We start from the raw sequence: 19,600 nt of genomic DNA, 5'->3' as shown, positions 1-19,600 counted from the left end.
AAGATGGGTAATTGGTAAAGACTGTTTGAATATATGAACAATGTCGAACTGGAGTTGATGGGGCTGTTCGCCACCGTGGTGGAGCAGGGGAGCTTCACCGGGGCGGCCGAGGTGCTCGGCATGCCCAAGTCCTCGGTGAGCCAGAAGATCTCGCGCCTCGAATCCCGGCTCGGGGTGAGGTTGCTGCAACGCACCACCCGCAGGCTCAGCCTGACGCCCCAGGGGGAGGTCTATGTGGCCCATTGTCAGGAGCTGCTGGCACTGGCGCGCAGCGCCAATCTGGCGATGGCGCGGTTGCGCGCGGCTCCTGGAGGGCGGGTGCGGATCACTGCTCCCGAAGCCACGGGAACCTTGCTGCTTGGTCGGATACTGGCCGAATTTCGCGCCCTCTACCCCGAGGTGGTGCTGGAGCTGACCCTTTGCGATGAACAGCTGGATCTGGTGGGGGAAGGTTACGATCTGGCGCTGCGGGCGGCGCCGCTGAAAGATTCCAGCCTCATCTGCCGGCGCATCGGCCAGGTGGCGCGCCATCTGGTGGCATCTCCCGGTTACCTGGCGGCCAACGGGACGCCGCTCCAACTCTCGGAGCTGGCCGGACACGCCTGCCTGGTACATGGCTCCTTGCCGGTGTGGCCATTGCAGGAGGGGGGCTGGCGCCCTCGCGGGGCCTGCCAGAGCAACAGCCTGTTGGCGCTGCGGGAGCTGGCACTCCATGACGGGGGGATTGCCCTGCTGCCGGCCCATGTCTGCGGCGACGATCTGGCGGCGGGGCGACTGCTCAAGGTGCTGCCGGATCTCCTGGTCCCGGTGAACCCCTTCTATCTCATCTACCCGAGCCGGGAACACCTGGCCCCCGCCCTTCGCAGCCTGATGGACTTCGTGGCCGAACGTCTTCCCTTCGCCTGATCACTGGTGCTGGCCAAGGGGAGCCTGAGCCGGTTCGAGACCGAGCGGGACCGACTGGCGTTCCGCCAGCATGCGGATCTGCCCTTCGATGAGGCCGGCATGGGGGCCGAGCACCAGCACCAGCTGATGTTCGTTGAGCACGACCCAGGAGAGGCAGCCCAGTCTGGCCAGGCAGGATTGATCCACCAGGGCCATGTCGCGAACCCGCAGGCTGAGGCGGGTCAGGCAGACGCTCATGGCCTGCAGGTTGTCCATGCCCCCCAGCATCTTGAGGTACTGGATAGCCAGCATCTGGGGATCGGTGGGGGCCACGGTCGCGAGCCGGGAGAGATCCTCGGCGATGGGCTTGCCCGGCAGACTGAGGGGAGCGTATTCCAGCAGCCGGGAGAAGAGCAGGGCATAGACGACGAAGAAGAGGATGCCCAGGGGGATGAGCCAGAAGCTGTGCAGACCGGCGTGGTAGCTCAGCACCAGATCCAGCAATCCGGCGGAAAAGTAGCTGCCCACCTGGATGTCGAGCCCGCTGCAGATGGCCAGCGACAGCCCGGTCAGCAGGGCATGGGCCAGAAACAGCCAGGGTGCGGTGAAGGCAAACAGGAACTCGATGGGCTCCGTGATGCCCACCAGTGCCGAGGTGAGCGCCAGGGTGAGCAGCAGCCCCCCCTGGGGCAGTTGCTGCATCCGCTGGCGATGGATCCAGATGGCAAAACAGGCACCGGGCAGGCCGAACATGATGACCGGATAGAGCCCGGCCACATAGCCTTCATGAAGCGGCTGGGCGGTCGAGAGGGCTTGCAGATTGCTCTCCCCGAGCCCGATGAGGCTGCCCAGCACCTGGTGCAGGCCGAGGGGGATCAGCAGTCGGTTCAGCACGCCGTAGCAGAAGGCGCCAAAGGGCGTGGTGAGCAGATCGGAGGCGAGCAGGGTGAGCCCCTGTTCCAGCAGCGGCCAGAGGATGGAGAGGGGGAGCACCAGCAGCAGGCAGGCCAGCGCCGAGAGCAACATGCCCGGCAGATCTTCCTGCAGGGGGCGCAACCAGCCCGGCAGCCGCAGAGTGCGGGCCCGGGAGCAGACCATGGCGGTGACGAGCCCGGCCAGCAGGCCGCAGATCATGTCCGCATGCAGCCCGGGCACCAGGGTGCCCAGCGCCGAGCTCAGCAGCAGGAAGTTGACCGCACCGGCGAGCGCCTGGGCTCCTTGCCCCTGGCGACTCAACCCGAAGGCGATGGCCACCGCATAGATGAGCGGCATCTGGCTGAAGAGGGCGCGACCGGCGAGGGAGAGCACGGCGAGATCCAGCACGTCCGGTTGGCCGAGCCGGTGGAGCAGGGCGGCCAGGGGCAGGATGGAGACGGGCAGCAACAGGGCATAGCCGAGGCGCTGCAGGGACTGGGTCAGGATCTTTCTGGCGTTCTGGACTGGCATGGGGGCACGGTATTTGTGACGTGGCGCACATTTTACCCGTGAGCCCCCATTTGGGAATAGGCGAGCCTTCCTTTATTGATCCTTTTCTTAATTTTGATCAAACAATCGACGGACACGCTGATCCGGGGCAGGAGTGAGCAGGCTGACCAGGACAAAGGCCGCCAGGCCAAGGGCCAGGCTCGGGACGATGGCGTGCAGACCGGCCAGCTTGATCCCCCACTGGCTCAAGGTGCCGTAACAGAGGATGCCGCAGACCATGCTGGCCAGGGCTCCCGGGCCGTTGGCCCTGGACCAGTAGAGGCCGAGCACCAGGGGCCAGAGGAAGACCGCCTGCAGGCCGCCGAAGGCGAGCAGGTTGAGCCAGATGATCATCTCGGGGGGCTGGAGCGCCGCCAGCAGTACCAGGGTACCCAGGATCAGGGTGCAGAGCAGGGAGAGGCGCGGCACCCGGACCTCCAGCTTCTCCTGCCTGGGATTGAGGTAATTGAGGTAGAGATCTTTCACCAGGGTGGCGGAGGCCTGGATCAGCTGGGAGTCGATAGTGGACATGATGGCCGCCATGGGGGCCGCCAGGAAGACCCCGGCCAGCCAGGGGGGGAGCACCTCCATCATCAGGGAGGGCATGATCTTGTCAGGGCTGTCCATGCCGGGCAGGATGGCGCGGCCCAGTGCCCCGGCCAGGTGCATGCCGAACATCAGCAGGGCGCAGACGATGGTGCCGATGAGGATGCCCCGGTGCAGCGCCTTGCTGTCCCGGTAGCCAAAGCAGCGCAGCGCCGAGTGGGGCAAGCCCACCACCCCGATGCAGACCAGCACCCAGAAGCTCAGCATGAAGGGCTGGGTCAGCATGTCGCCGGCCCCCTGGGGGCTCACCAGCTTGGGATCTATCTCCTTGAGCTGGTGGACAAGATTCGGCAACCCGCCACCGGCGATGAGGATGCCCGCCAGCAGGGCGCCAGTGCCGATGAGCATCACAATGCCCTGCAGGGCATCCGTCATCACCACGGCGCGAAAGCCGCCGATCACCGTGTAGAGCAGCACGCAACTGGCAAACAGGAAGAGCCCCTGCTGATAGCTGAGGCCGGTCGCCGTTTCCAGGAGGCGGGCGCCGCCGATGAACTGCACCACCATGGTGGCGATGAAGGCGAGGATGATGGTGACTGAACCCAGCACGACCACCGCCCTGCTCTGGTAGCGGGCCCACAGCATGTCGTTGATGGTCACCGCATTGACCCGGCGGGCGATGATGGCGAACTTCTTGCCAAGCACCCCCAGGGTGAGCCAGACAGTGGGCAGCTGGATCATCGCCAGTAGCACCCAGCCGAGGCCGACCTTGTAGGCGGCCCCCGGCCCGCCGATGAAGGACGATGCAGAGGTATAAGTGGCCACCAGGGTCATGGCCAGCACCAGCCCCCCCATGCTGCGGTTGCCGATGAAGTACTCCTGCATGAAGTTGCCGCCGGTCCGGTGGCGACTGGCCCAGAAACCGACCCCCAGTACCAGCACAAGATAGATGCAGAGCGGCAGCATCAGCTCAAGATTCATGGGGTGGTACCTCGCTATCCAGGGGAATATCGACGAACAGGCGATCCACCATGAGGGCGCAGAGGCCGATGAACAGCAGGGGCATCAGGATGCAACTGAGCAGGAACCAGAGGGGCAGGTCCCACAGCTCGAGATCCTCGGGTATGAAATAAGCCGAGCCATACCAGGCGACAAAGTAGAGCAGGGTCAGCAGCAGGCAGAAGGCTGCTTCCCGACGGGCGAGTGCGAAACGGTTCACTGTGGCCTCCGACGAGTGAGCGGGGCGCAAGAATAACAAAAAAGGGCCATGTCGCCATGGCCCTTTTTTACGTTGGCGATCCGGGTGGATCGCGCAATATCCCGATGAAAGGGGTCTTTGCAGACCCGACTTCTTGTGCTGGGAGTGGCTGCTCATGCGGCCACCATTGCTCAATGGGTCGGGCCTCAAGCCATTACAGACCCGACTTCTTGTGCAGGTGGTGGCTGTTCTGTGCTGCCACCGTGCTCAATGGGTCGGGCCTCAAGCCATTACAGACCCAACTTCTTGTGCAGGTAGTGGATGTTGGTGCCACCGTGCTGGAAGTTTTCGTCCTTCATGATCTCTTTTTGCAGGGCGATGTTGGTCTTGATCCCTTCCACTACCAGCTCGTCGAGGGAGTGGCGCATGCGGGCGATGGCCACGTCGCGGTTCTCCCCGTAGCAGATCAGCTTGCCGATCATGGAGTCGTAGTAGGGGGGGACCTTGTAACCCGCATAGATGTGGGATTCCCAGCGCACGCCCAGGCCGCCCGGCGCGTGGAAGCGCTGGATGAGACCGGGAGAGGGCAGGAAGGTGGCCGGATCTTCGGCATTGATCCGGCACTCGATGGCGTGGCCACGGATGCGGATGTCCTGCTGGGTGATCGACAGGGGCTGACCGGCGGCAATGCGCAGCTGCTCCTTGATGAGGTCGACGCCGGTGACCATCTCGGTGACCGGATGCTCCACCTGGATACGGGTGTTCATCTCGATGAAATAGAACTCGCCGTTCTCGTACAGGAACTCGAAGGTACCCGCACCGCGGTAGCCGATCTCGAGACAGGCGCGCACACAGCGCTCACCGATGAACTTGCGCATCTCGTCGGTGATGCCGGGGGCCGGCGCCTCTTCCACGACCTTCTGGTGACGGCGCTGCATGGAGCAGTCCCGCTCACCCAGATAGAGGGCGGTACCCTGACCGTCAGCCAGCACCTGGATCTCGATGTGGCGCGGGTTCTCCAGGTACTTCTCCATGTAGACCATGTCGTTCTTGAAGAACTGGCCCGCTTCGGATTTGGTCAGCGCGATGGCGGAGGCCAGTTCGGCCTCGTTGCGCACCACGCGCATGCCGCGACCACCACCGCCACCGGCGGCCTTGATGATCACCGGATACCCGATCCGCTTGGCGATGGCGGCGTTGCGCTTGGCATCGTTGTCCACCGGGCCGTCGGAGCCGGGTACGCAGGGCACGCCCGCCTTCTTCATCGCCTCGATGGCGGAGACCTTGTCACCCATCAGGCGAATGGTCTCGGCGCGCGGGCCGATGAAGATGAAGCCGGATTTCTCGACCACTTCGGCGAAGTCGGCATTCTCGGAGAGGAAGCCGTAGCCCGGGTGGATGGCGACGGCACCGGTCACCTCGGCGGCGGCGATGATGGCCGGCACATTTAGGTAGGACTCACCGCTGGCAGGCTTGCCGATGCAGATGGTTTCGTCCGCCAGGAGCACATGCTTGAGCTCCCGATCGGCAGTGGAGTGAACGGCCACTGTCTTGATCCCGAGCTCTTTGCAGGCGCGCAGGATCCGCAGGGCAATTTCACCGCGGTTGGCGATGACTACTTTGTCCAACATGGGTGGCATTTTCCCTTATTCGATGATGAACAGCGGCTCGTCAAACTCGACGGCCTGACCATTTTCAACCAGGATTGCTTTGATCACGCCGACCTTGTCAGACTCGATTTGGTTCATCATTTTCATGGCTTCGACGATGCACAGGGTGTCGCCGACATTGACGTGCTGACCGACTTCCACGAACGGCTTGGCTTCCGGGCTGGAGGAGCGGTAGAAGGAGCCCACCATGGGGGAGCGCATCAGATGACCGCTCGGGGCGGCATCGGCAGCAGGTGCAGCGGCGGCTGCCGGAGCAGCGGCAACCGGTGCGGCAACCTGAGCCGCGGCCTGGGGCATGATCATCTGCGGGGCAACGCTAACCTGGCCGGAGAAATTACGGCTGATGCGAACGGACTCTTCCCCTTCGGAGATTTCCAGCTCGGCGATGCCGGACTCTTCAACCAGTTCAATCAGCTTCTTGATTTTGCGGATATCCATTAGCATTCTCTTTCTTCTTTATCTGATCAGTGATTATCAAGCCGCGCGCAACTGATGCACGGCCGCGGTTAAAGCGAATTGGTAACCATCGGCACCCAACCCGCAGATCACCCCCTTGGCGACATCAGACAGATAGGAGTGATGACGGAAGGGCTCCCTGGCATGAACGTTTGACAGGTGAACCTCGATAAAGGGGATGGCCACACCCAGCAGGGCATCGCGCAGGGCAACGCTGGTATGGGTGAAGGCGGCGGGATTGATGATGATGAAATCCACCTGGCCCATGGCCTGATGGATGCGGCCGATCAGCTCGTGCTCGGCATTGGATTGCAGATGTTCCAGGGTGACACCGAGTTCGCTGGCGCTGCGCGTCAGATCGGCGACGATCTCATCGAGCGTCTTGCTGCCGTAGATTCCCGGTTCCCGCTTGCCCAGCAGATTCAGATTGGGGCCGTTAAGCAGGAGGATTCGGTGATGTTGCGACATATTGAGTACATCCTCGATGATTATGCTGCTATCTATCAGCTATCTTTGGACTACCAAAAATCTAGCCAATTTTTGCACAAATCGGTGTGCCCTGACACACAGATTTCGCAATTATATTGATTTCGTGAAAATTAGCAGCATTTTACTGGTCTAATCTCTACATCTGGCTATTTATTGGCCTTTTTTTTCCCGCAAGCCCGGCCTGCCACCGAACTCTGCCCTGTCCGGATCCCGAAGACAACAAAGCCGGCACGTGGCCGGCTCTGTTGACGTGGGGAAGAGACTCACGCCGCTTCCGACTTCTCGCGGATCAGCTTGTCCACGACCCCCGGATCCGCCAGGGTGGAGATATCCCCCAGGCTGTCGGTTTCGCCGGTGGCGATCTTGCGCAAGATACGCCGCATGATCTTGCCGGATCGGGTCTTGGGCAGCCCCTCGGCCCAGTGGATCACGTCCGGGGTCGCGATGGCGCCAATCTCCTTGCGCACCCACTCCTTCACTTCCTTGTGCAGCTCGCGGCTCGGCTCTTCCCCGGCGATCAGGGTGACATAGGCGTAGATGCCCTGTCCCTTGATCTCGTGGGGAACGCCCACCACCGCCGCTTCGGCGATCTTCGGATGGGCCACCAGAGCGGACTCGATTTCGGCGGTACCCATGCGGTGGCCGGAGACGTTGAGTACATCATCCACCCGGCCGGTGATCCAGTAGTAGCCGTCCTCGTCGCGACGGGCACCGTCGCCGGTGAAGTAGCGACCCGGGAAGGTGGAGAAGTAGGTCTGCTCGAAGCGCTCGTGATCGCCGAACACGGTACGCATCTGGCCGGGCCAGGAGTCGGTGATCACCAGGTTGCCCTCGGTGGCGCCTTCCAGCGGCTCACCCAGGTTGTCCACCAGAGCAGGCTGTACTCCGAAGAAGGGACGAGTGGCCGAGCCGGGCTTGAGGGCGGTGACGCCGGGCAGCGGAGTGATGAGGATGCCGCCGGTCTCGGTCTGCCACCAGGTGTCGACGATGGGGCAGCGCTCGTCGCCGATGGTGCGGTAGTACCACTCCCAGGCTTCCGGGTTGATGGGTTCACCCACCGACCCCATGATGCGCAGGCTGGTGCGGGAAGTGCCTTCGACAGCCTCCTTGCCCTTGGCCATCAGTGCGCGAATGGCGGTGGGGGCGGTATAGAGGATGGTGACCTGGTGTTTGTCCACCACCTGACTCATGCGGTTGGTGGCCGGGTAATTGGGCACCCCTTCGAACATGACGGTGGTGGCGCCGTTGGCCAGTGGCCCGTAGACCAGATAGGAGTGACCGGTGACCCAGCCCACGTCGGCGGTACACCAGTAGATGTCCTCTTCGTGGTAATCGAACACGTATTTGAAGGTGAGGGCGGCATAGACCAGATAGCCGCCCGTGGTGTGCAGCACACCCTTGGGTTTGCCGGTGGAGCCGGAGGTGTAGAGCACGAACAGGGGATCTTCGGCGCCCATGGCTTCGGGCGGACAATCCGGGCTGGCGGCGTTGACCGCATCATGCCACCAGATGTCTCTGTGCTCGTGCCAGGCCACGTTGCCACCGGTGCGCTTGAGGACGATCACCTTGCTGACCTTGGTATCCGGGTGGGTAAGGGCCTCATCCACGTTCTTCTTGAGGGGGATGGGGCGACCGCCTCGCAACCCTTCATCGGCGGTGATGACGACGGAGGCGCCGGAGTCGATGATGCGGCCCGAGAGCGCCTCCGGCGAGAAGCCGCCGAAGACGATGCTGTGCACGGCCCCGATGCGGGTACAGGCCAGCATGGCGATGGCCGCCTCCGGCACCATGGGCATATAAAGGCAGACCATGTGGCCACGCTTGACCCCCTGGGCTTTGAGCACGTTGGCAAACTTGCACACTTCGGCGTGCAGTTCGCGATAGGTGATCTTGCGATCTTCAGCCGGGTTGTCCCCTTCCCAGATGATGGCGACCTTGTCGCCGCGCTCGCTCAGATGACGATCCAGGCAGTTGGCCGAGACGTTGAGCAGACCATCCTCATACCACTTGATGGAGACGTGGCCCGGATCGTAGGAGGTGTTCTTGACGCGGGTGTAGGGGGTCATCCAGTCGAGGATCTTGCCCTGCTCCCCCCAGAAGGCGTCCGGATCCTGCACCGACGCCTGATACATGGCTTCATAACCTTCCTTGTCCAGCAGGGCGCCGTTGCCGATGTGGGCCTTGACCGGGTAGACCTTGCTCTCGCTCATCTCTCACTCCTGTGAATACATTTTCTTAATGATTGAGTAACAACTTATACCTTTGGTTCCCGAGGGCAATTAGACTTTTGGATAGCGACGAAGATAGCGGGTGGGAAGCCATGATGATGAAGCAGAAGGGAGCCATGGGCTCCCTTCTTTGCTTGCGTGGTGGCGCGGCCAAGGCTCAATGGCGGACGGGGAGCAGGGGAGGCAGGCTGGGTTCTGGCAGGGGATGGCTGAACAGGTAGCCCTGTCCCTCCTCGCAACGCAGGGATTGCAGGAACTGGCGCTGGGGCTGGGTTTCTATCCCTTCCGCCGTGACGGCCATGCCGAGGGAGCTGGCCAGCTGGACTATGGTACGGCACAGCTCGCGGCTGTGCTTGTCGTCGGGCAACGCCTGGACGAAGGCTCTGTCTATCTTGATGCGATCGATGGGCAGGCTCCTGAGCAGGCTCAGGGAGGAGAAACCGGTGCCGAAGTCGTCGATGGCGATCTGCACCCCCAGCGCCTTGAGACGGGTGAAGAGCCGCAGACTGTGATCCACGCTCTGGATGATGCTCTCGGTCACCTCGATCTCCAGCCGTTCGGCAGGAAAACCGGTCTCGGCCAGAATGGCTGTCACCCGCTCCACGTAGTCGTGGGAACGCATCTCCCTGACCGACACATTGACCGATAGCCGGGGCACGGCGAGCCCTTCGGCCAGCCACTGCTGCCCTTGCCGGCAGGCGGTGCGCATCACCCATTCGCCCAGTGGTTCGATGAGACCGCACTCCTCTGCCACCGGAATGAAACGGTCCGGGGATATCATGCCAAGGCTGGGATGCTGCCAGCGGATCAGGGCCTCCAGGCCGCTGAGATGACCATCCGCCAGATCCGTCATGGGTTGGTAGAGCAGGCGAAACTGTTGCTGCTCAATGGCCTTGAGCAGTCCCTGCTCCAGCAGCATCCGCTCCCTGGTCTGTGCCGTCATGTCGGGGGAGTGGAACAGATAGCCGTTGCGGCCACGGCGCTTGGCTTCATGCATGGCGTTGTCCGCCGCGCTGATGAGGCTGTCCGGGGTCTGGCCATGCTCCGGATAGAGGGAGACGCCGATGCTGGCGGAGAGCCTCACCCGCTCCTGGCCGATGTCGGCGGGATCGTGCAGCCTGCGTTGCAACCCCTCGATGAGACCCAGCAGATCCTGGGTCTCCCTGATGGCGGGCAGCAACACCAGAAATTCGTCTGCCCCCAGCCGGATGGCGATGTCTCCGGGGCGCAGACAGTGGCGAATGCGGTCTGCCGACAGCTTGAGCAGCAGATCGCCGGCACTGTGCCCCAGGTTGTCGTTGATGAGCTTGAAGCCGTCGAGATCGATGAACAGCAGCGCCAGGACGTGGTGGTTCACCCTGGCCGTCTCTATCTCCAGGGTGAGGCGCTCTTGCAGCAGATGGCGATTGCCGAGATCGGTGAGGGGATCGTAATAGGAGAGGTGCTGCAAGCGGGCTTCGGCCTGATAGAGGCGCAGTGCATGGCGGTGGGCCATCTCCTGGAGGCCGGGGGACGCGGGTGCGTCGAGGTGGGGGCCTGTCTGTACGGACTCCCTCATCACGAGGAAGATGCCGCTGAAGGTGCCCTCCTCATCCAGCACGGAGCTGACGCTCACTTGCCAGCGTGCGGGGGAGGCCGCGCGGGAGAGACCGACTGTCTCCACCTCAAATGTGCATCGGGGGGGACCTTGTCGCAGTTGCTGAAACAGCGGGAGCAGCTGGGGAGTCTGGGCAGGGACAATGTCGAACAGCGTCTTGCCCGGGTGCTCTGCCCGCGCGAGGCCGGTCAGTTCGGCAAAGCGTCCGTTGACGTCGCGACACCTGAATTCGTGATCGAAGACCCCAATCCCGACGGGCGCCTGGGCGAACAGCTGTTGCAACTCGTAGGGAGAGAGCGGGCCTGACAAATGCCGTGTCGGAACCGATTCGGGCAGCACTTTTTCCATGGAGGCTCCTGAATTGATTGCTTTGTCATTTGGACGACTGTGTCAGTATGGCAGGAAGTGTCAGGAGAGAAAGAAAGTGTGAGAAGGGTGTGAAATCAACGAGCTGTCAGCCTTTCTGGCGGCCAAACGCCTGGATCCCGCGAACAAATACCAGCCAGCCCACCAGATGAAACGGCAATGCCATGGCGTAGAGCACCAGCCAGTGGCTCTCGGTGCCGCTGCTGTTGATGAAATCTGTCCAGGCGGCGAGCAGGGCCAGCATGCCCGCTATCTGGAAGCGGCGACGCAGCACCACTTCCACCCCGAGATTGGCGAGGTAGAGGGTCAGCAGGATGCCGGCAAAGCCGGTGAGCTGGGCGGTGCCGTAGAGCGCGCGGTCCGGGTTGAACAGCAGCGTCACGAGGGGAGTGAGACCCTGATCCAGCGGGATCAGGGCCAGCAGCCAGCATGCGATAAGAAGCAGGGCTGTCTTCATGCCGGGCTCAGTCGGCGGACGGTGCCGGTTTGACCAGGGAGAGGTAGTTGGCGTCCATCTTGAGGAACACCCCCAGCAGGCGGGCACTGGCACCGTAGAAGCCAAACGTGTCGGCGGCCCGGCAGGCCTGCTCGAAGCGCTCGAACCAGCCCAGCAGGTGGCCGTGCAGCAGGGACTCCTGCTCGCCAAGCCACGCCTCGCGCTGGTCGGCGGTGGTCGACTCGGCGGCGCGGATGATGAGGCTGCCCATCAGATCCAGCTCGATGGCCAGATGATCGGCAGGCTCATTGTATTTGTCGCTGACGTTGATGCCGAGGCGATCGAGGCGTGCCTGCATCTCGGTCATAGGGGCCTGCATCAGCTGCTTGCCTTCGCCCCGGTAGAGGGATTCGTAGGGTAGGGCACCCTGTCCGGGAGCGCTCAGGAACAGGCCGGCGAAGTCGGCGGCCAGGGCCGTCTGGCGTTCGGGGCGCACCAGCAGGCGGGCGATGGCGTCGTTGAGCTCGGCCACGGCTTCGCGCATGGGGTCGAGAGTAGAGAGGCTCTTCAAGAAGCTGCGCACGTCATAGGTGTCGTATTCAGCGATCTGTGCATCACTGAGTTCGGCAGCAAACAGGGTGGAAAACCACCAGTAAAGCTCGGCCCGGCGTTCGCTGGTCGCCATGAATTCCTGCATTTTTCCTCCGTGGATGACAATCGGGAGCCTTGATGGCCCCCGATTCTAACGACTTTAAAAATAAAGGAAACTCATGGGGCCTTTTGGCCGGATAGCGCCAGGCGAGGGGGTCGCATTCGCGGGATCACCGTGGGCGACGAGGAGGCCGACCTACTCCTCGACGCGATAGAGCACCTGCTTGCAACGGGGGCAGATGTGCTGGCGGCGGTAATCCATCTGGTGCACCAGGCCGACCTCCCGCTGCTGATGATGACCGCAATGGATGCAGAAAATGAGATCCCCGTCGGCGGCGCCGGGATGGGCCGCCAGGTACTGCTCCCGGGTGGGAAGTGTCTCCCAGTTGGCGGTGCAGGCACCCTTGCGGCTGGCGGTGTAGTAGACCCAGTAGAAGAGAGCGAAGACCGCGACAATCACGAACAGCATCAGATGATCCATCATGGCGTTTCCCCTTGTGTTCCGGGATGGCAGGGAGCGACACCCGCTCGTGCAGATGTCCCATGGCCTAAAGATGTTATCTGTTAGTAAATGCTATATCCATGATCTGGCTCTGGTTTTCATCGCCTTGCCCGGGAAGCGGGGACGATGGCTGGAGCCGGATTGCTGGTGTGGGGAGGCCGGGGGGATGAGCGAAGCCAGGGGGCGGGATTCGAAATTTGCGACGTATTTTACATTTTATAAACAATTTTTTGGGTGGTTGGACTGTCTCTTTGATCCAGCTCACGTTACAATGCGCGGGCCCACTTCACCTATCGCGCAAACGATTTTCAGGAGATAAACGGATGTTGAAACGTGACATGACCATCGCCGGCTATGATCCAGAGCTGTGGCAGGCCATCACAGACGAGACCCGTCGTCAGGAAGAGCACATCGAGCTGATTGCGTCCGAGAACTACACCAGCCCCCGCGTCATGGAAGCCCAGGGCTCCCAGTTGACCAACAAGTACGCCGAAGGCTACCCGGCCAAGCGTTACTACGGCGGTTGCGAGTATGTGGATGTGGTTGAAACCCTGGCCATCGAGCGCGCCAAAGAGCTGTTCGGTGCCACCTACGCCAACGTGCAGCCGCACTCCGGCTCCCAGGCCAACAGCGCCGTCTACATGGCCCTGCTGCAACCGGGCGACACCGTGCTCGGCATGAACCTGGCCCACGGCGGTCACCTGACCCACGGCTCCCCCGTCAACTTCTCCGGCAAGCTGTACAACATCATCCCCTACGGCATCGACGAGTCCGGCAAGATCGACTACGACGAGATGGAGCGCCTGGCCGTTGAGCACAAGCCGAAGATGATGATCGGCGGCTTCTCCGCCTACTCCGGCATCGTCGACTGGGCCCGCATGCGCGAAATCGCCGACAAGATCGGTGCTTACCTGTTCGTGGACATGGCCCACGTGGCCGGTCTGATTGCCGCCGGCGTCTACCCGAACCCGGTGCCCCATGCTCACGTGGTCACCTCCACCACTCACAAGACCCTGGCCGGTCCGCGCGGTGGTCTGATCCTCTCCGCCGCCGACGACGAAGATCTGTACAAGAAGCTGAACTCCGCCGTCTTCCCGGGTGGTCAGGGCGGCCCGCTGATGCACGTCATCGCCGGCAAGGCTGTGGCCTTCAAGGAAGCGCTGGAGCCCGAGTTCAAGACCTACCAGGCCCAGGTCGTGAAGAACGCCAAGGCCATGGCGGCGACCTTTATCGAGCGCGGCTACAAGATCGTCTCCGGCGGTACCGACAACCATCTGATGCTGGTTGACCTGATCGGTCGCGAGCTGACCGGCAAAGATGCCGACGCAGCCCTCGGCAAGGCCAACATCACCGTCAACAAGAACTCCGTACCGAACGACCCGCGTTCCCCGTTCGTGACCTCCGGCGTGCGTATCGGCACCCCGGCCATCACCCGCCGCGGCTTCAAGGAAGCCGAGTCCATCCAGTTGGCCAACTGGATCTGCGACGTGCTGGACAGCCACGACAACGAAGAAGTGCTGGCGACCGTGCGCGAGAAGGTGCTGGACATCTGCCGCCGCTTCCCGGTCTACGCATAATCAGCCTGACCTTCAGGTTGAAGACCAATGCCACCCTCGGGTGGCATTGTTTTTTGCAGCGTCTGGCAAGATGAGACAGAGGTGACCATGTGCAATGACATGGAAGAGGACGCGCTGGAGGCGTCACTGCGGCAGACGGTTCGCGCCCAGTACCACTTTCGCACCAGCGAACAGGGGCTGTTGGCCTGGGATGTGCGCCGCTTGATCCGGCTGAGCCGCAACCTGCCGGTGCAGGCGGTGGCACTCGGCGAGATTGCCGAGCTTGACCGCGACCACTGGTACGGCCATGGCGACGCCACGCCCACGGTGCGCAGCGTGGTGGCGCATTGCCAGCTCATGATGGCGGCGGATCTCGCCTATCCCATCCTGCTCGACAGCGCCGGTCGGGTGATGGATGGCATGCACCGGGTGGGCAAGGCGCTGATGCTGGGTCACAGCCATGTGGCTGCTCGCCGGTTCGCGGCGGATCCTGCCCCCGATTACCAGGATTGCGACCCCGAGGCGTTGCCCTATGACGACTGAGTCCTGCCCGAAGGTCTGGCTGGTTGTCCCTTGTTTTCATGGGCTTTTACCGGTTCTGGATGGCCGTGTTACACTGGCCGGCCTAGCGCAAGCCCCCGGGGCCCGCGCCCATTTTCATCCACGCCGGAGGTCAGATGCATTGCCCTTTCTGTAGTGCCGTTGATACCAAGGTGATCGATTCCCGTCTGGTGGCCGAGGGCCATCAGGTGCGCCGCCGTCGCGAATGCCTGCTCTGTCACGAGCGTTTTACCACCTTCGAAATGGCCGAACTGGTCATGCCCCGCGTCATCAAGTCCAACGGCTCCCGCGAGCCCTTCAACGAAGACAAACTGCGGGCCGGCATTCTGCGGGCGCTGGAGAAGCGGCCGGTGAGCATGGAGGCCATCGAGAAGGCAGTCAACCACATCAAGTCCCGCCTGCGGGCCACCGGCGAGCGGGAGGTGGCCTCCCAATTGGTGGGCAATCTGGTGATGGATGAGCTCAAGAGCCTGGACAAGGTGGCCTACATCCGCTTTGCCTCCGTCTACCGCAGCTTTGAAGACATTCGCGAATTCGGGGAAGAGATCGCCAAGCTGGAGAAGTAACGCCGGCCTGCGGCTCCCTATGTGAACAAGAGAGGGCCTGCCGTTGCGGCAGCGCCAGTTGTTACACCAGTGAGACATCCAGATAGCGCATCGTTGCACTGGTGAAAAAGTATGAGGGCGTGCGGCCGCATCCTGCGATGTGTGTGCCCGTCGCCATGGCGTCAGATGCCATGGCCGATCTGCCCGAGAAGGCGTGCGGCAAGCGCGTACACCCTATTTTCTTGTCCCATCGGATGGCCGTGCCACGGGGGACAGGTTGCTGGACACAGGAGCCCGGATGTTTAGTCAAGACGATTACCAATGGATGAGCCGGGCCCTCGAACTGGCCCGGCGCGGCCGTTACACCACGGCTCCCAACCCCTGCGTCGGCGCCGTGCTGGTGAAGGCCGGCGTGGTGGTGGGGGAGGGCTGGCACAAGCGGGCCGGTGAGCCCCATGCCGAGGTCTATGCTCTGCACGCGGCAGGGGAAGAGGCCCGCGGTGCCACCGCCTATGTGACCCTGGAGCCCTGCTCCCATCATGGTCGCACGCCCCCCTGCGCCGAGGCGCTCATCAAGGCCGGGGTGACCCGGGTGGTGGCTGCCATGGTGGATCCCAATCCCCAGGTGGGCGGGCGTGGCCTGCGGATGCTCTCCGAGGCGGGGATCAAGACCGATTTCGGCCTGCTGGCCGCGGAAGCCGAGGCCCTCAATCCTGGTTTCTTCAAGCGGATGCGCACCGCGTTTCCGCTGGTGACGGTCAAGCTGGGGGCGAGCCTGGATGGTCGCACCGCCATGGCGAGTGGCGAGAGCCAGTGGATCACCTCTCCGGAGGCGCGCCGGGACGTGCAGCGGCTGCGGGCACGTCACGATGCGGTCCTCTCCAGCGCCGAAACCGTGCTGGCGGATGGTGCCTCCCTCACCGTGCGCTGGGACGAGCTGCCCCCCTCGGTCAAGGCGGTCTATCCCAAAGAGACCCTGCGCCAGCCGCTGCGGGTCATCGTGGATTCGCAAAACCGGCTCACCCCGGATCTGCCCCTGTTCCAGAGCGAGAGCCCGGTACTGCTGGCCCGCCACAAGGCATCCGGTGAGTGGCCCGCCTGGGTGCAGCAGCTGGAGGTGCCGCTGCTGGATGGCAAGCTGGATCTGGTCAGCCTCTTCATGCTGCTGGCCAAACAGAACGTCAACTCGGTACTGGTGGAGGCGGGGCCACGGCTGTGCGGCGCCCTGCTGGAGAAGGGGCTGGTGGACGAGCTGGTGCTCTATCAGGCGCCCAAACTGATGGGGGATGAGGGACGTGGCCTGTTCCATCTGCCGGGGCTGACCCGGCTGTTCCAGGCCCCCAAACTCAACCTCAAGGATGTGCGCATGCTTGGCCAGGATCTTCGCATCACTGCGAAAATAGCCTGATTTTTCAATGTTCACGGGGGCATCCGTCGCCCCCGTCATCAGCAAGGTGATCTGCATGTTTACCGGAATTATCGAAGCGGTGGGAACCCTGGCCGAGCTGCGTCGCCAGGGGGAGGACATGGCCCTCACCGTGCACGCGCCGACCCTGGACTTCAGTGACGTCAAGCTGGGCGACTCCATCGCTACCAACGGCGTCTGTCTCACCGTGGTGGCGCTCGGGGATCACAGCTATACCGCCGACGTCTCCCTGGAAACCCTCTCCCGCACCGGTTTTTCTGCCGCCAAGGTGGGGGATCCGGTCAACCTCGAGAAGGCGTTGATGCCCACTTCCCGCCTCGGCGGCCACCTGGTCTCCGGCCACGTGGACGGCATCGGCGAGGTGAAGAGCAAATCGTCCAGCGGCCGCGCCATCGAATACTGGATCAAGGCGCCGGGGGAGCTCTCCCGCTACATCGCCGAGAAGGGCTCCATTGCAGTGGATGGCATCAGCCTCACCGTCAATGCGGTTCAGGGGGATCTCTTCCGGCTGACCATCGTGCCCCACACCGCCCAGGAGACCACCATCGCCCGCTGGAAACCCGGCTACCGGGTCAACCTCGAGGTGGACCAGATAGCCCGCTATCTGGAGCGGCTGATGACGGGCAAGCGCGAGGAGAGCAGTGCCTCTACCCTGACCCTGGAAAAGCTGGCCCAGTCCGGATTCTTGTGAGCCGTTTTGACGGGAAAACGCGGTTCTGTGATCCCGCGCGGATTGAAACGGGGCCGCGTGCCCCCATCTAGAGCACAATACGCAGTATCAAGTCGAGCCGACTGGCTCAATCCCCAAGCATGTTGATGGAGTAGCCCATGGCGCTGAGCACGACCCAGGAAATCATTGCCGATATCAAGGCTGGCAAGATGGTGATCCTGATGGATGACGAAGACAGGGAGAACGAAGGGGACCTGATCATGGCCGCCTCCTGTGTCCGCCCGGAAGACATCAACTTCATGGCGCGCTACGGTCGTGGCCTCATCTGCCTGACCCTGACCCGGGATCGCTGCAAGCAGCTGGCGCTGCCGCTGATGGTTGATCGCAACAATGCCCAGTTCTCCACTGCCTTCACTGTCTCCATCGAGGCGGCGGAGGGGGTGACCACCGGCATCTCCGCCGCCGACCGCGCCGTCACCGTGCAGGCTGCGGTGGCGCCCCATGCCAAGGCCGCCGATCTGGTGCAGCCCGGCCACATCTTCCCGCTGATGGCGCAGGATGGCGGTGTGCTGACCCGCGCCGGCCACACCGAAGCGGGCTGCGATCTGGCCCGGCTGGCCGGCTTCGAGCCTGCCTCCGTCATCGTCGAGATCCTCAACGAAGACGGCACCATGGCCCGGCGCCCGGATCTCGAGATCTTCGCCGAGCAGCACGGCATCAAGCTCGGCACCATTGCCGACCTTATCGAATACCGCAACCAGCACGAGACCACGGTAGAGAAAGTGGCCGAGTGCAAGTTGCCCACCGAATACGGCGAGTTCGACCTCGTCACCTTCCGCGACACCATCGACAACCAGGTGCACTTCGCCCTGAAGAAAGGGGACGTGAAGGCCGACCAGCCGACCCTGGTACGGGTGCACCTGCACGACGTGCTGAGCGATCTGCTGCTCACCGACCGCCACAGCGCCCGCAGCTGGCCGCTGCCCAAATCCATGGCCCGCATCGCCGACGAGGGCGGGGTGCTGGTGATCCTGGGGGCGGAAGCCCATGGCGCCGAGCTGCTGGCCAGGGTCAAGGGTTTTGAAGCCGCCGACAAGGGGCTGGCACCGGAAGGGGCCAAGTGGCAGGGCACCTCGCGCCGGGTCGGGGTCGGTTCCCAGATCCTCAAGGCGCTGGGGGTCGGCAAGATGCGCCTGTTGAGCTCCCCCAAGAAGTACCATGCCCTCGGTGGCTTTGGTCTGGAAGTGGTGGAGTACGTCGGCGAGTAAGCGCTGCGTACGGTTGAATTCATCACCATGGCCGCCCGTTGCGGCCATGGTTTTTTGTCGCGGCTCTGTTGTGCTAGAATGCGTGCACTTTTGAGCCCGGCCCCTAATTGATTGCACAGAGACAGGATTTCCAATGAAGATTATCGAAGGAAATATCGCCGCTCCCGAGGCGCGTGTTGCTATTGTCGTTGCCCGTTTCAACAGCTTCATCAATGACAGCCTGGTGAACGGCGCGCTGGACGTGCTGAAGCGTCAAGGTCAGGTCCAGGAGAGCAATCTGACCCTGGTGCGCGTACCGGGGGCCGTCGAAATTCCCCTGGCGGCCAAGAAGCTGGCCAAGAGCGGTCAATACGACGCCATCGTCGCACTCGGCACCGTCATCCGCGGCGGTACCTACCACTTCGAACTGGTAGCGAGCGAGAACGGCAAGGGTCTGGCCCAGGTAATGATGGAATACGACATTCCCGTTGCCTTCGGCGTGCTGACCACCGAAAACATTGAACAAGCCATCGAACGCGCCGGTACCAAGGCGGGTAACAAGGGTGCAGAGGCTGCACTGAGCGCGCTCGAAATGATCAACGTCCTGAAACAACTGGACGTGTAACGAGGAGAAATGCATTGAAACCGTCCGAGCGCCGTAAGGCCCGCCATTGCGCCACCCAGGCCATCTACCAGTGGCAGATGACCCAGGCCAACGTGGGCGACATCGAAGAGCAGTTCAAGATCGATCAGGACACCAAGGGTGTGGACCTGAACTATTTCCGCGATCTGCTGTTCGGGGTTGCGGTCCACTGCAACGAGCTGGACAAGGTGTTCGCGCCTTTCCTCTCCCGTCCGCTGGAAGAAGTGGACATGGTGGACAAGGCGATCCTGCGTCTGGCGACCTACGAGCTGACCCGTCGTGAAGATGTGCCGCCGCGCGTGGTGATCAACGAAGCGATCGAGCTGGCCAAAGCCTTCGCCGCCGATGACAGCCACAAGTTTGTCAACGGCGTCCTGGACAAGGTGATCAAGACGCTGCCCAAGCGCTGATCCTGCTGTCCGTCAGCAATTAAGAGAGGAGCCAGCTTATTGCTGGCTTTTTAC

20 protein-coding genes are annotated in these 19,600 nt (G+C 62.7%); 9 read left to right on the top strand and 11 right to left on the bottom strand.

Annotation, left to right across the window (positions count from 1 at the left end):
* The first annotated feature begins 33 nt into the window (after window positions 1–33).
* Window positions 34–906, top strand: coding sequence for a LysR family transcriptional regulator (locus I6L48_RS20020; protein WP_042014452.1), 873 nt, complete (start codon window positions 34–36; stop codon window positions 904–906).
* On the opposite strand, the gene I6L48_RS20015 is transcribed toward I6L48_RS20020, so the two are convergent.
* From I6L48_RS20015 to I6L48_RS19965, 11 genes are all read right to left on the bottom strand, one after another.
* Entirely contained in the window at window positions 907–2,331 is a 1,425-nt protein-coding gene (locus I6L48_RS20015) for a PTS transporter subunit EIIC (protein ID WP_216987638.1), read from the bottom strand. It abuts the gene before it with no gap.
* A gap of 87 nt (window positions 2,332–2,418) precedes the next feature.
* The gene (gene panF, locus I6L48_RS20010; protein ID WP_216987637.1) at window positions 2,419–3,876 is read right to left on the bottom strand and encodes a sodium/pantothenate symporter; all 1,458 of its coding nucleotides are present in this window, start codon (window positions 3,874–3,876) and stop codon (window positions 2,419–2,421) included.
* On the bottom strand, window positions 3,866–4,114 hold the full coding sequence (locus tag I6L48_RS20005; RefSeq protein ID WP_039040309.1) for a YhdT family protein: 249 nt from the start codon (window positions 4,112–4,114) through the stop codon (window positions 3,866–3,868). Before I6L48_RS20005 ends, panF begins: the two co-directional genes overlap by 11 nt.
* A 269-nt stretch (window positions 4,115–4,383) precedes the next feature.
* Window positions 4,384–5,724, bottom strand: coding sequence for an acetyl-CoA carboxylase biotin carboxylase subunit (accC, locus tag I6L48_RS20000; protein ID WP_010675406.1), 1,341 nt, complete (start codon window positions 5,722–5,724; stop codon window positions 4,384–4,386).
* A 15-nt stretch (window positions 5,725–5,739) separates the two neighbouring features.
* Window positions 5,740–6,201, bottom strand: a complete 462-nt coding sequence (accB, locus tag I6L48_RS19995) for an acetyl-CoA carboxylase biotin carboxyl carrier protein (protein ID WP_201872017.1) — start codon at window positions 6,199–6,201, stop codon at window positions 5,740–5,742.
* Window positions 6,202–6,237: 36 nt separating this feature from the next.
* A complete protein-coding gene (gene aroQ / locus I6L48_RS19990) occupies window positions 6,238–6,687 on the bottom strand; it encodes a type II 3-dehydroquinate dehydratase (protein ID WP_039040307.1) in 450 nt (149 codons plus the stop codon).
* Between the two features lie 284 nt (window positions 6,688–6,971).
* Window positions 6,972–8,918 (bottom strand): acetate--CoA ligase, encoded by a 1,947-nt coding sequence (gene acs / locus I6L48_RS19985; protein WP_039040306.1) that lies wholly within the window; start codon window positions 8,916–8,918, stop codon window positions 6,972–6,974.
* Between the two features lie 175 nt (window positions 8,919–9,093).
* Complete coding sequence (locus I6L48_RS19980; RefSeq protein WP_162726105.1) at window positions 9,094–10,881, bottom strand: GGDEF and EAL domain-containing protein; 1,788 nt, start codon at window positions 10,879–10,881, stop codon at window positions 9,094–9,096.
* A gap of 106 nt (window positions 10,882–10,987) precedes the next feature.
* Window positions 10,988–11,356, bottom strand: coding sequence for a hypothetical protein (locus I6L48_RS19975; protein ID WP_045525778.1), 369 nt, complete (start codon window positions 11,354–11,356; stop codon window positions 10,988–10,990).
* Between the two features lie 7 nt (window positions 11,357–11,363).
* Window positions 11,364–12,032, bottom strand: a complete 669-nt coding sequence (torD, locus tag I6L48_RS19970) for a molecular chaperone TorD (RefSeq protein WP_039040303.1) — start codon at window positions 12,030–12,032, stop codon at window positions 11,364–11,366.
* A 150-nt stretch (window positions 12,033–12,182) separates the two neighbouring features.
* Window positions 12,183–12,470 (bottom strand): hypothetical protein, encoded by a 288-nt coding sequence (locus I6L48_RS19965; protein WP_010675399.1) that lies wholly within the window; start codon window positions 12,468–12,470, stop codon window positions 12,183–12,185.
* A gap of 341 nt (window positions 12,471–12,811) precedes the next feature.
* On the opposite strand from I6L48_RS19965, the gene glyA reads away from it, so the two are divergent.
* From glyA to nusB, 8 genes are all read left to right on the top strand, one after another.
* Window positions 12,812–14,065: a serine hydroxymethyltransferase gene (glyA, locus tag I6L48_RS19960; protein WP_010675397.1), complete on the top strand. Its 1,254-nt coding sequence runs from the start codon at window positions 12,812–12,814 to the stop codon at window positions 14,063–14,065.
* Between the two features lie 87 nt (window positions 14,066–14,152).
* On the top strand, window positions 14,153–14,587 hold the full coding sequence (locus I6L48_RS19955) for a hypothetical protein (RefSeq protein WP_052130475.1): 435 nt from the start codon (window positions 14,153–14,155) through the stop codon (window positions 14,585–14,587).
* 134 nt (window positions 14,588–14,721) lie between these two features.
* Window positions 14,722–15,171, top strand: a complete 450-nt coding sequence (gene nrdR, locus I6L48_RS19950) for a transcriptional regulator NrdR (RefSeq protein ID WP_010675395.1) — start codon at window positions 14,722–14,724, stop codon at window positions 15,169–15,171.
* A 277-nt stretch (window positions 15,172–15,448) separates the two neighbouring features.
* Window positions 15,449–16,558, top strand: a complete 1,110-nt coding sequence (gene ribD, locus I6L48_RS19945) for a bifunctional diaminohydroxyphosphoribosylaminopyrimidine deaminase/5-amino-6-(5-phosphoribosylamino)uracil reductase RibD (protein WP_216987636.1) — start codon at window positions 15,449–15,451, stop codon at window positions 16,556–16,558.
* A gap of 55 nt (window positions 16,559–16,613) precedes the next feature.
* A complete protein-coding gene (locus tag I6L48_RS19940) occupies window positions 16,614–17,267 on the top strand; it encodes a riboflavin synthase (RefSeq protein WP_039040359.1) in 654 nt (217 codons plus the stop codon).
* Window positions 17,268–17,404: 137 nt separating this feature from the next.
* On the top strand, window positions 17,405–18,514 hold the full coding sequence (gene ribBA / locus I6L48_RS19935; protein ID WP_039040299.1) for a bifunctional 3,4-dihydroxy-2-butanone-4-phosphate synthase/GTP cyclohydrolase II: 1,110 nt from the start codon (window positions 17,405–17,407) through the stop codon (window positions 18,512–18,514).
* Between the two features lie 133 nt (window positions 18,515–18,647).
* On the top strand, window positions 18,648–19,118 hold the full coding sequence (gene ribE, locus I6L48_RS19930; RefSeq protein WP_010675391.1) for a 6,7-dimethyl-8-ribityllumazine synthase: 471 nt from the start codon (window positions 18,648–18,650) through the stop codon (window positions 19,116–19,118).
* 14 nt (window positions 19,119–19,132) lie between these two features.
* Window positions 19,133–19,546 carry a transcription antitermination factor NusB gene (nusB, locus tag I6L48_RS19925; RefSeq protein ID WP_010675390.1) on the top strand — a complete coding sequence of 138 codons (414 nt, stop codon included), beginning with the start codon at window positions 19,133–19,135 and terminating at the stop codon, window positions 19,544–19,546.
* Window positions 19,547–19,600 lie beyond the last annotated feature (54 nt).

This window comes from Aeromonas sp. FDAARGOS 1418 (assembly GCF_019048585.1).
Lineage (GTDB): Bacteria > Pseudomonadota > Gammaproteobacteria > Enterobacterales > Aeromonadaceae > Aeromonas > Aeromonas caviae.
This window is presented reverse-complemented; position numbering and strand designations above follow the sequence as displayed.

Excerpts from the sequence above, each read along its gene's own strand:
- aroQ (WP_039040307.1), bottom strand. The coding sequence starts at position 6,687 with ATGTCGCAACATCACCGAATCCTCCTGCTTAACGGCCCCAATCTGAAT.
- panF (WP_216987637.1), bottom strand. The coding sequence starts at position 3,876 with ATGAATCTTGAGCTGATGCTGCCGCTCTGCATCTATCTTGTGCTGGTA.
- torD (WP_039040303.1), bottom strand. The coding sequence starts at position 12,032 with ATGCAGGAATTCATGGCGACCAGCGAACGCCGGGCCGAGCTTTACTGG.
- accB (WP_201872017.1), bottom strand. The coding sequence starts at position 6,201 with ATGGATATCCGCAAAATCAAGAAGCTGATTGAACTGGTTGAAGAGTCC.
- I6L48_RS19975 (WP_045525778.1), bottom strand. The coding sequence starts at position 11,356 with ATGAAGACAGCCCTGCTTCTTATCGCATGCTGGCTGCTGGCCCTGATC.
- ribD (WP_216987636.1), top strand. The coding sequence starts at position 15,449 with ATGTTTAGTCAAGACGATTACCAATGGATGAGCCGGGCCCTCGAACTG.
- accC (WP_010675406.1), bottom strand. The coding sequence starts at position 5,724 with ATGTTGGACAAAGTAGTCATCGCCAACCGCGGTGAAATTGCCCTGCGG.
- acs (WP_039040306.1), bottom strand. The coding sequence starts at position 8,918 with ATGAGCGAGAGCAAGGTCTACCCGGTCAAGGCCCACATCGGCAACGGC.
- I6L48_RS19955 (WP_052130475.1), top strand. The coding sequence starts at position 14,153 with ATGTGCAATGACATGGAAGAGGACGCGCTGGAGGCGTCACTGCGGCAG.
- I6L48_RS19980 (WP_162726105.1), bottom strand. The coding sequence starts at position 10,881 with ATGGAAAAAGTGCTGCCCGAATCGGTTCCGACACGGCATTTGTCAGGC.
- nrdR (WP_010675395.1), top strand. The coding sequence starts at position 14,722 with ATGCATTGCCCTTTCTGTAGTGCCGTTGATACCAAGGTGATCGATTCC.
- ribBA (WP_039040299.1), top strand. The coding sequence starts at position 17,405 with ATGGCGCTGAGCACGACCCAGGAAATCATTGCCGATATCAAGGCTGGC.
- glyA (WP_010675397.1), top strand. The coding sequence starts at position 12,812 with ATGTTGAAACGTGACATGACCATCGCCGGCTATGATCCAGAGCTGTGG.
- I6L48_RS19965 (WP_010675399.1), bottom strand. The coding sequence starts at position 12,470 with ATGATGGATCATCTGATGCTGTTCGTGATTGTCGCGGTCTTCGCTCTC.
- I6L48_RS20015 (WP_216987638.1), bottom strand. The coding sequence starts at position 2,331 with ATGCCAGTCCAGAACGCCAGAAAGATCCTGACCCAGTCCCTGCAGCGC.
- ribE (WP_010675391.1), top strand. The coding sequence starts at position 18,648 with ATGAAGATTATCGAAGGAAATATCGCCGCTCCCGAGGCGCGTGTTGCT.
- I6L48_RS19940 (WP_039040359.1), top strand. The coding sequence starts at position 16,614 with ATGTTTACCGGAATTATCGAAGCGGTGGGAACCCTGGCCGAGCTGCGT.
- I6L48_RS20020 (WP_042014452.1), top strand. The coding sequence starts at position 34 with ATGAACAATGTCGAACTGGAGTTGATGGGGCTGTTCGCCACCGTGGTG.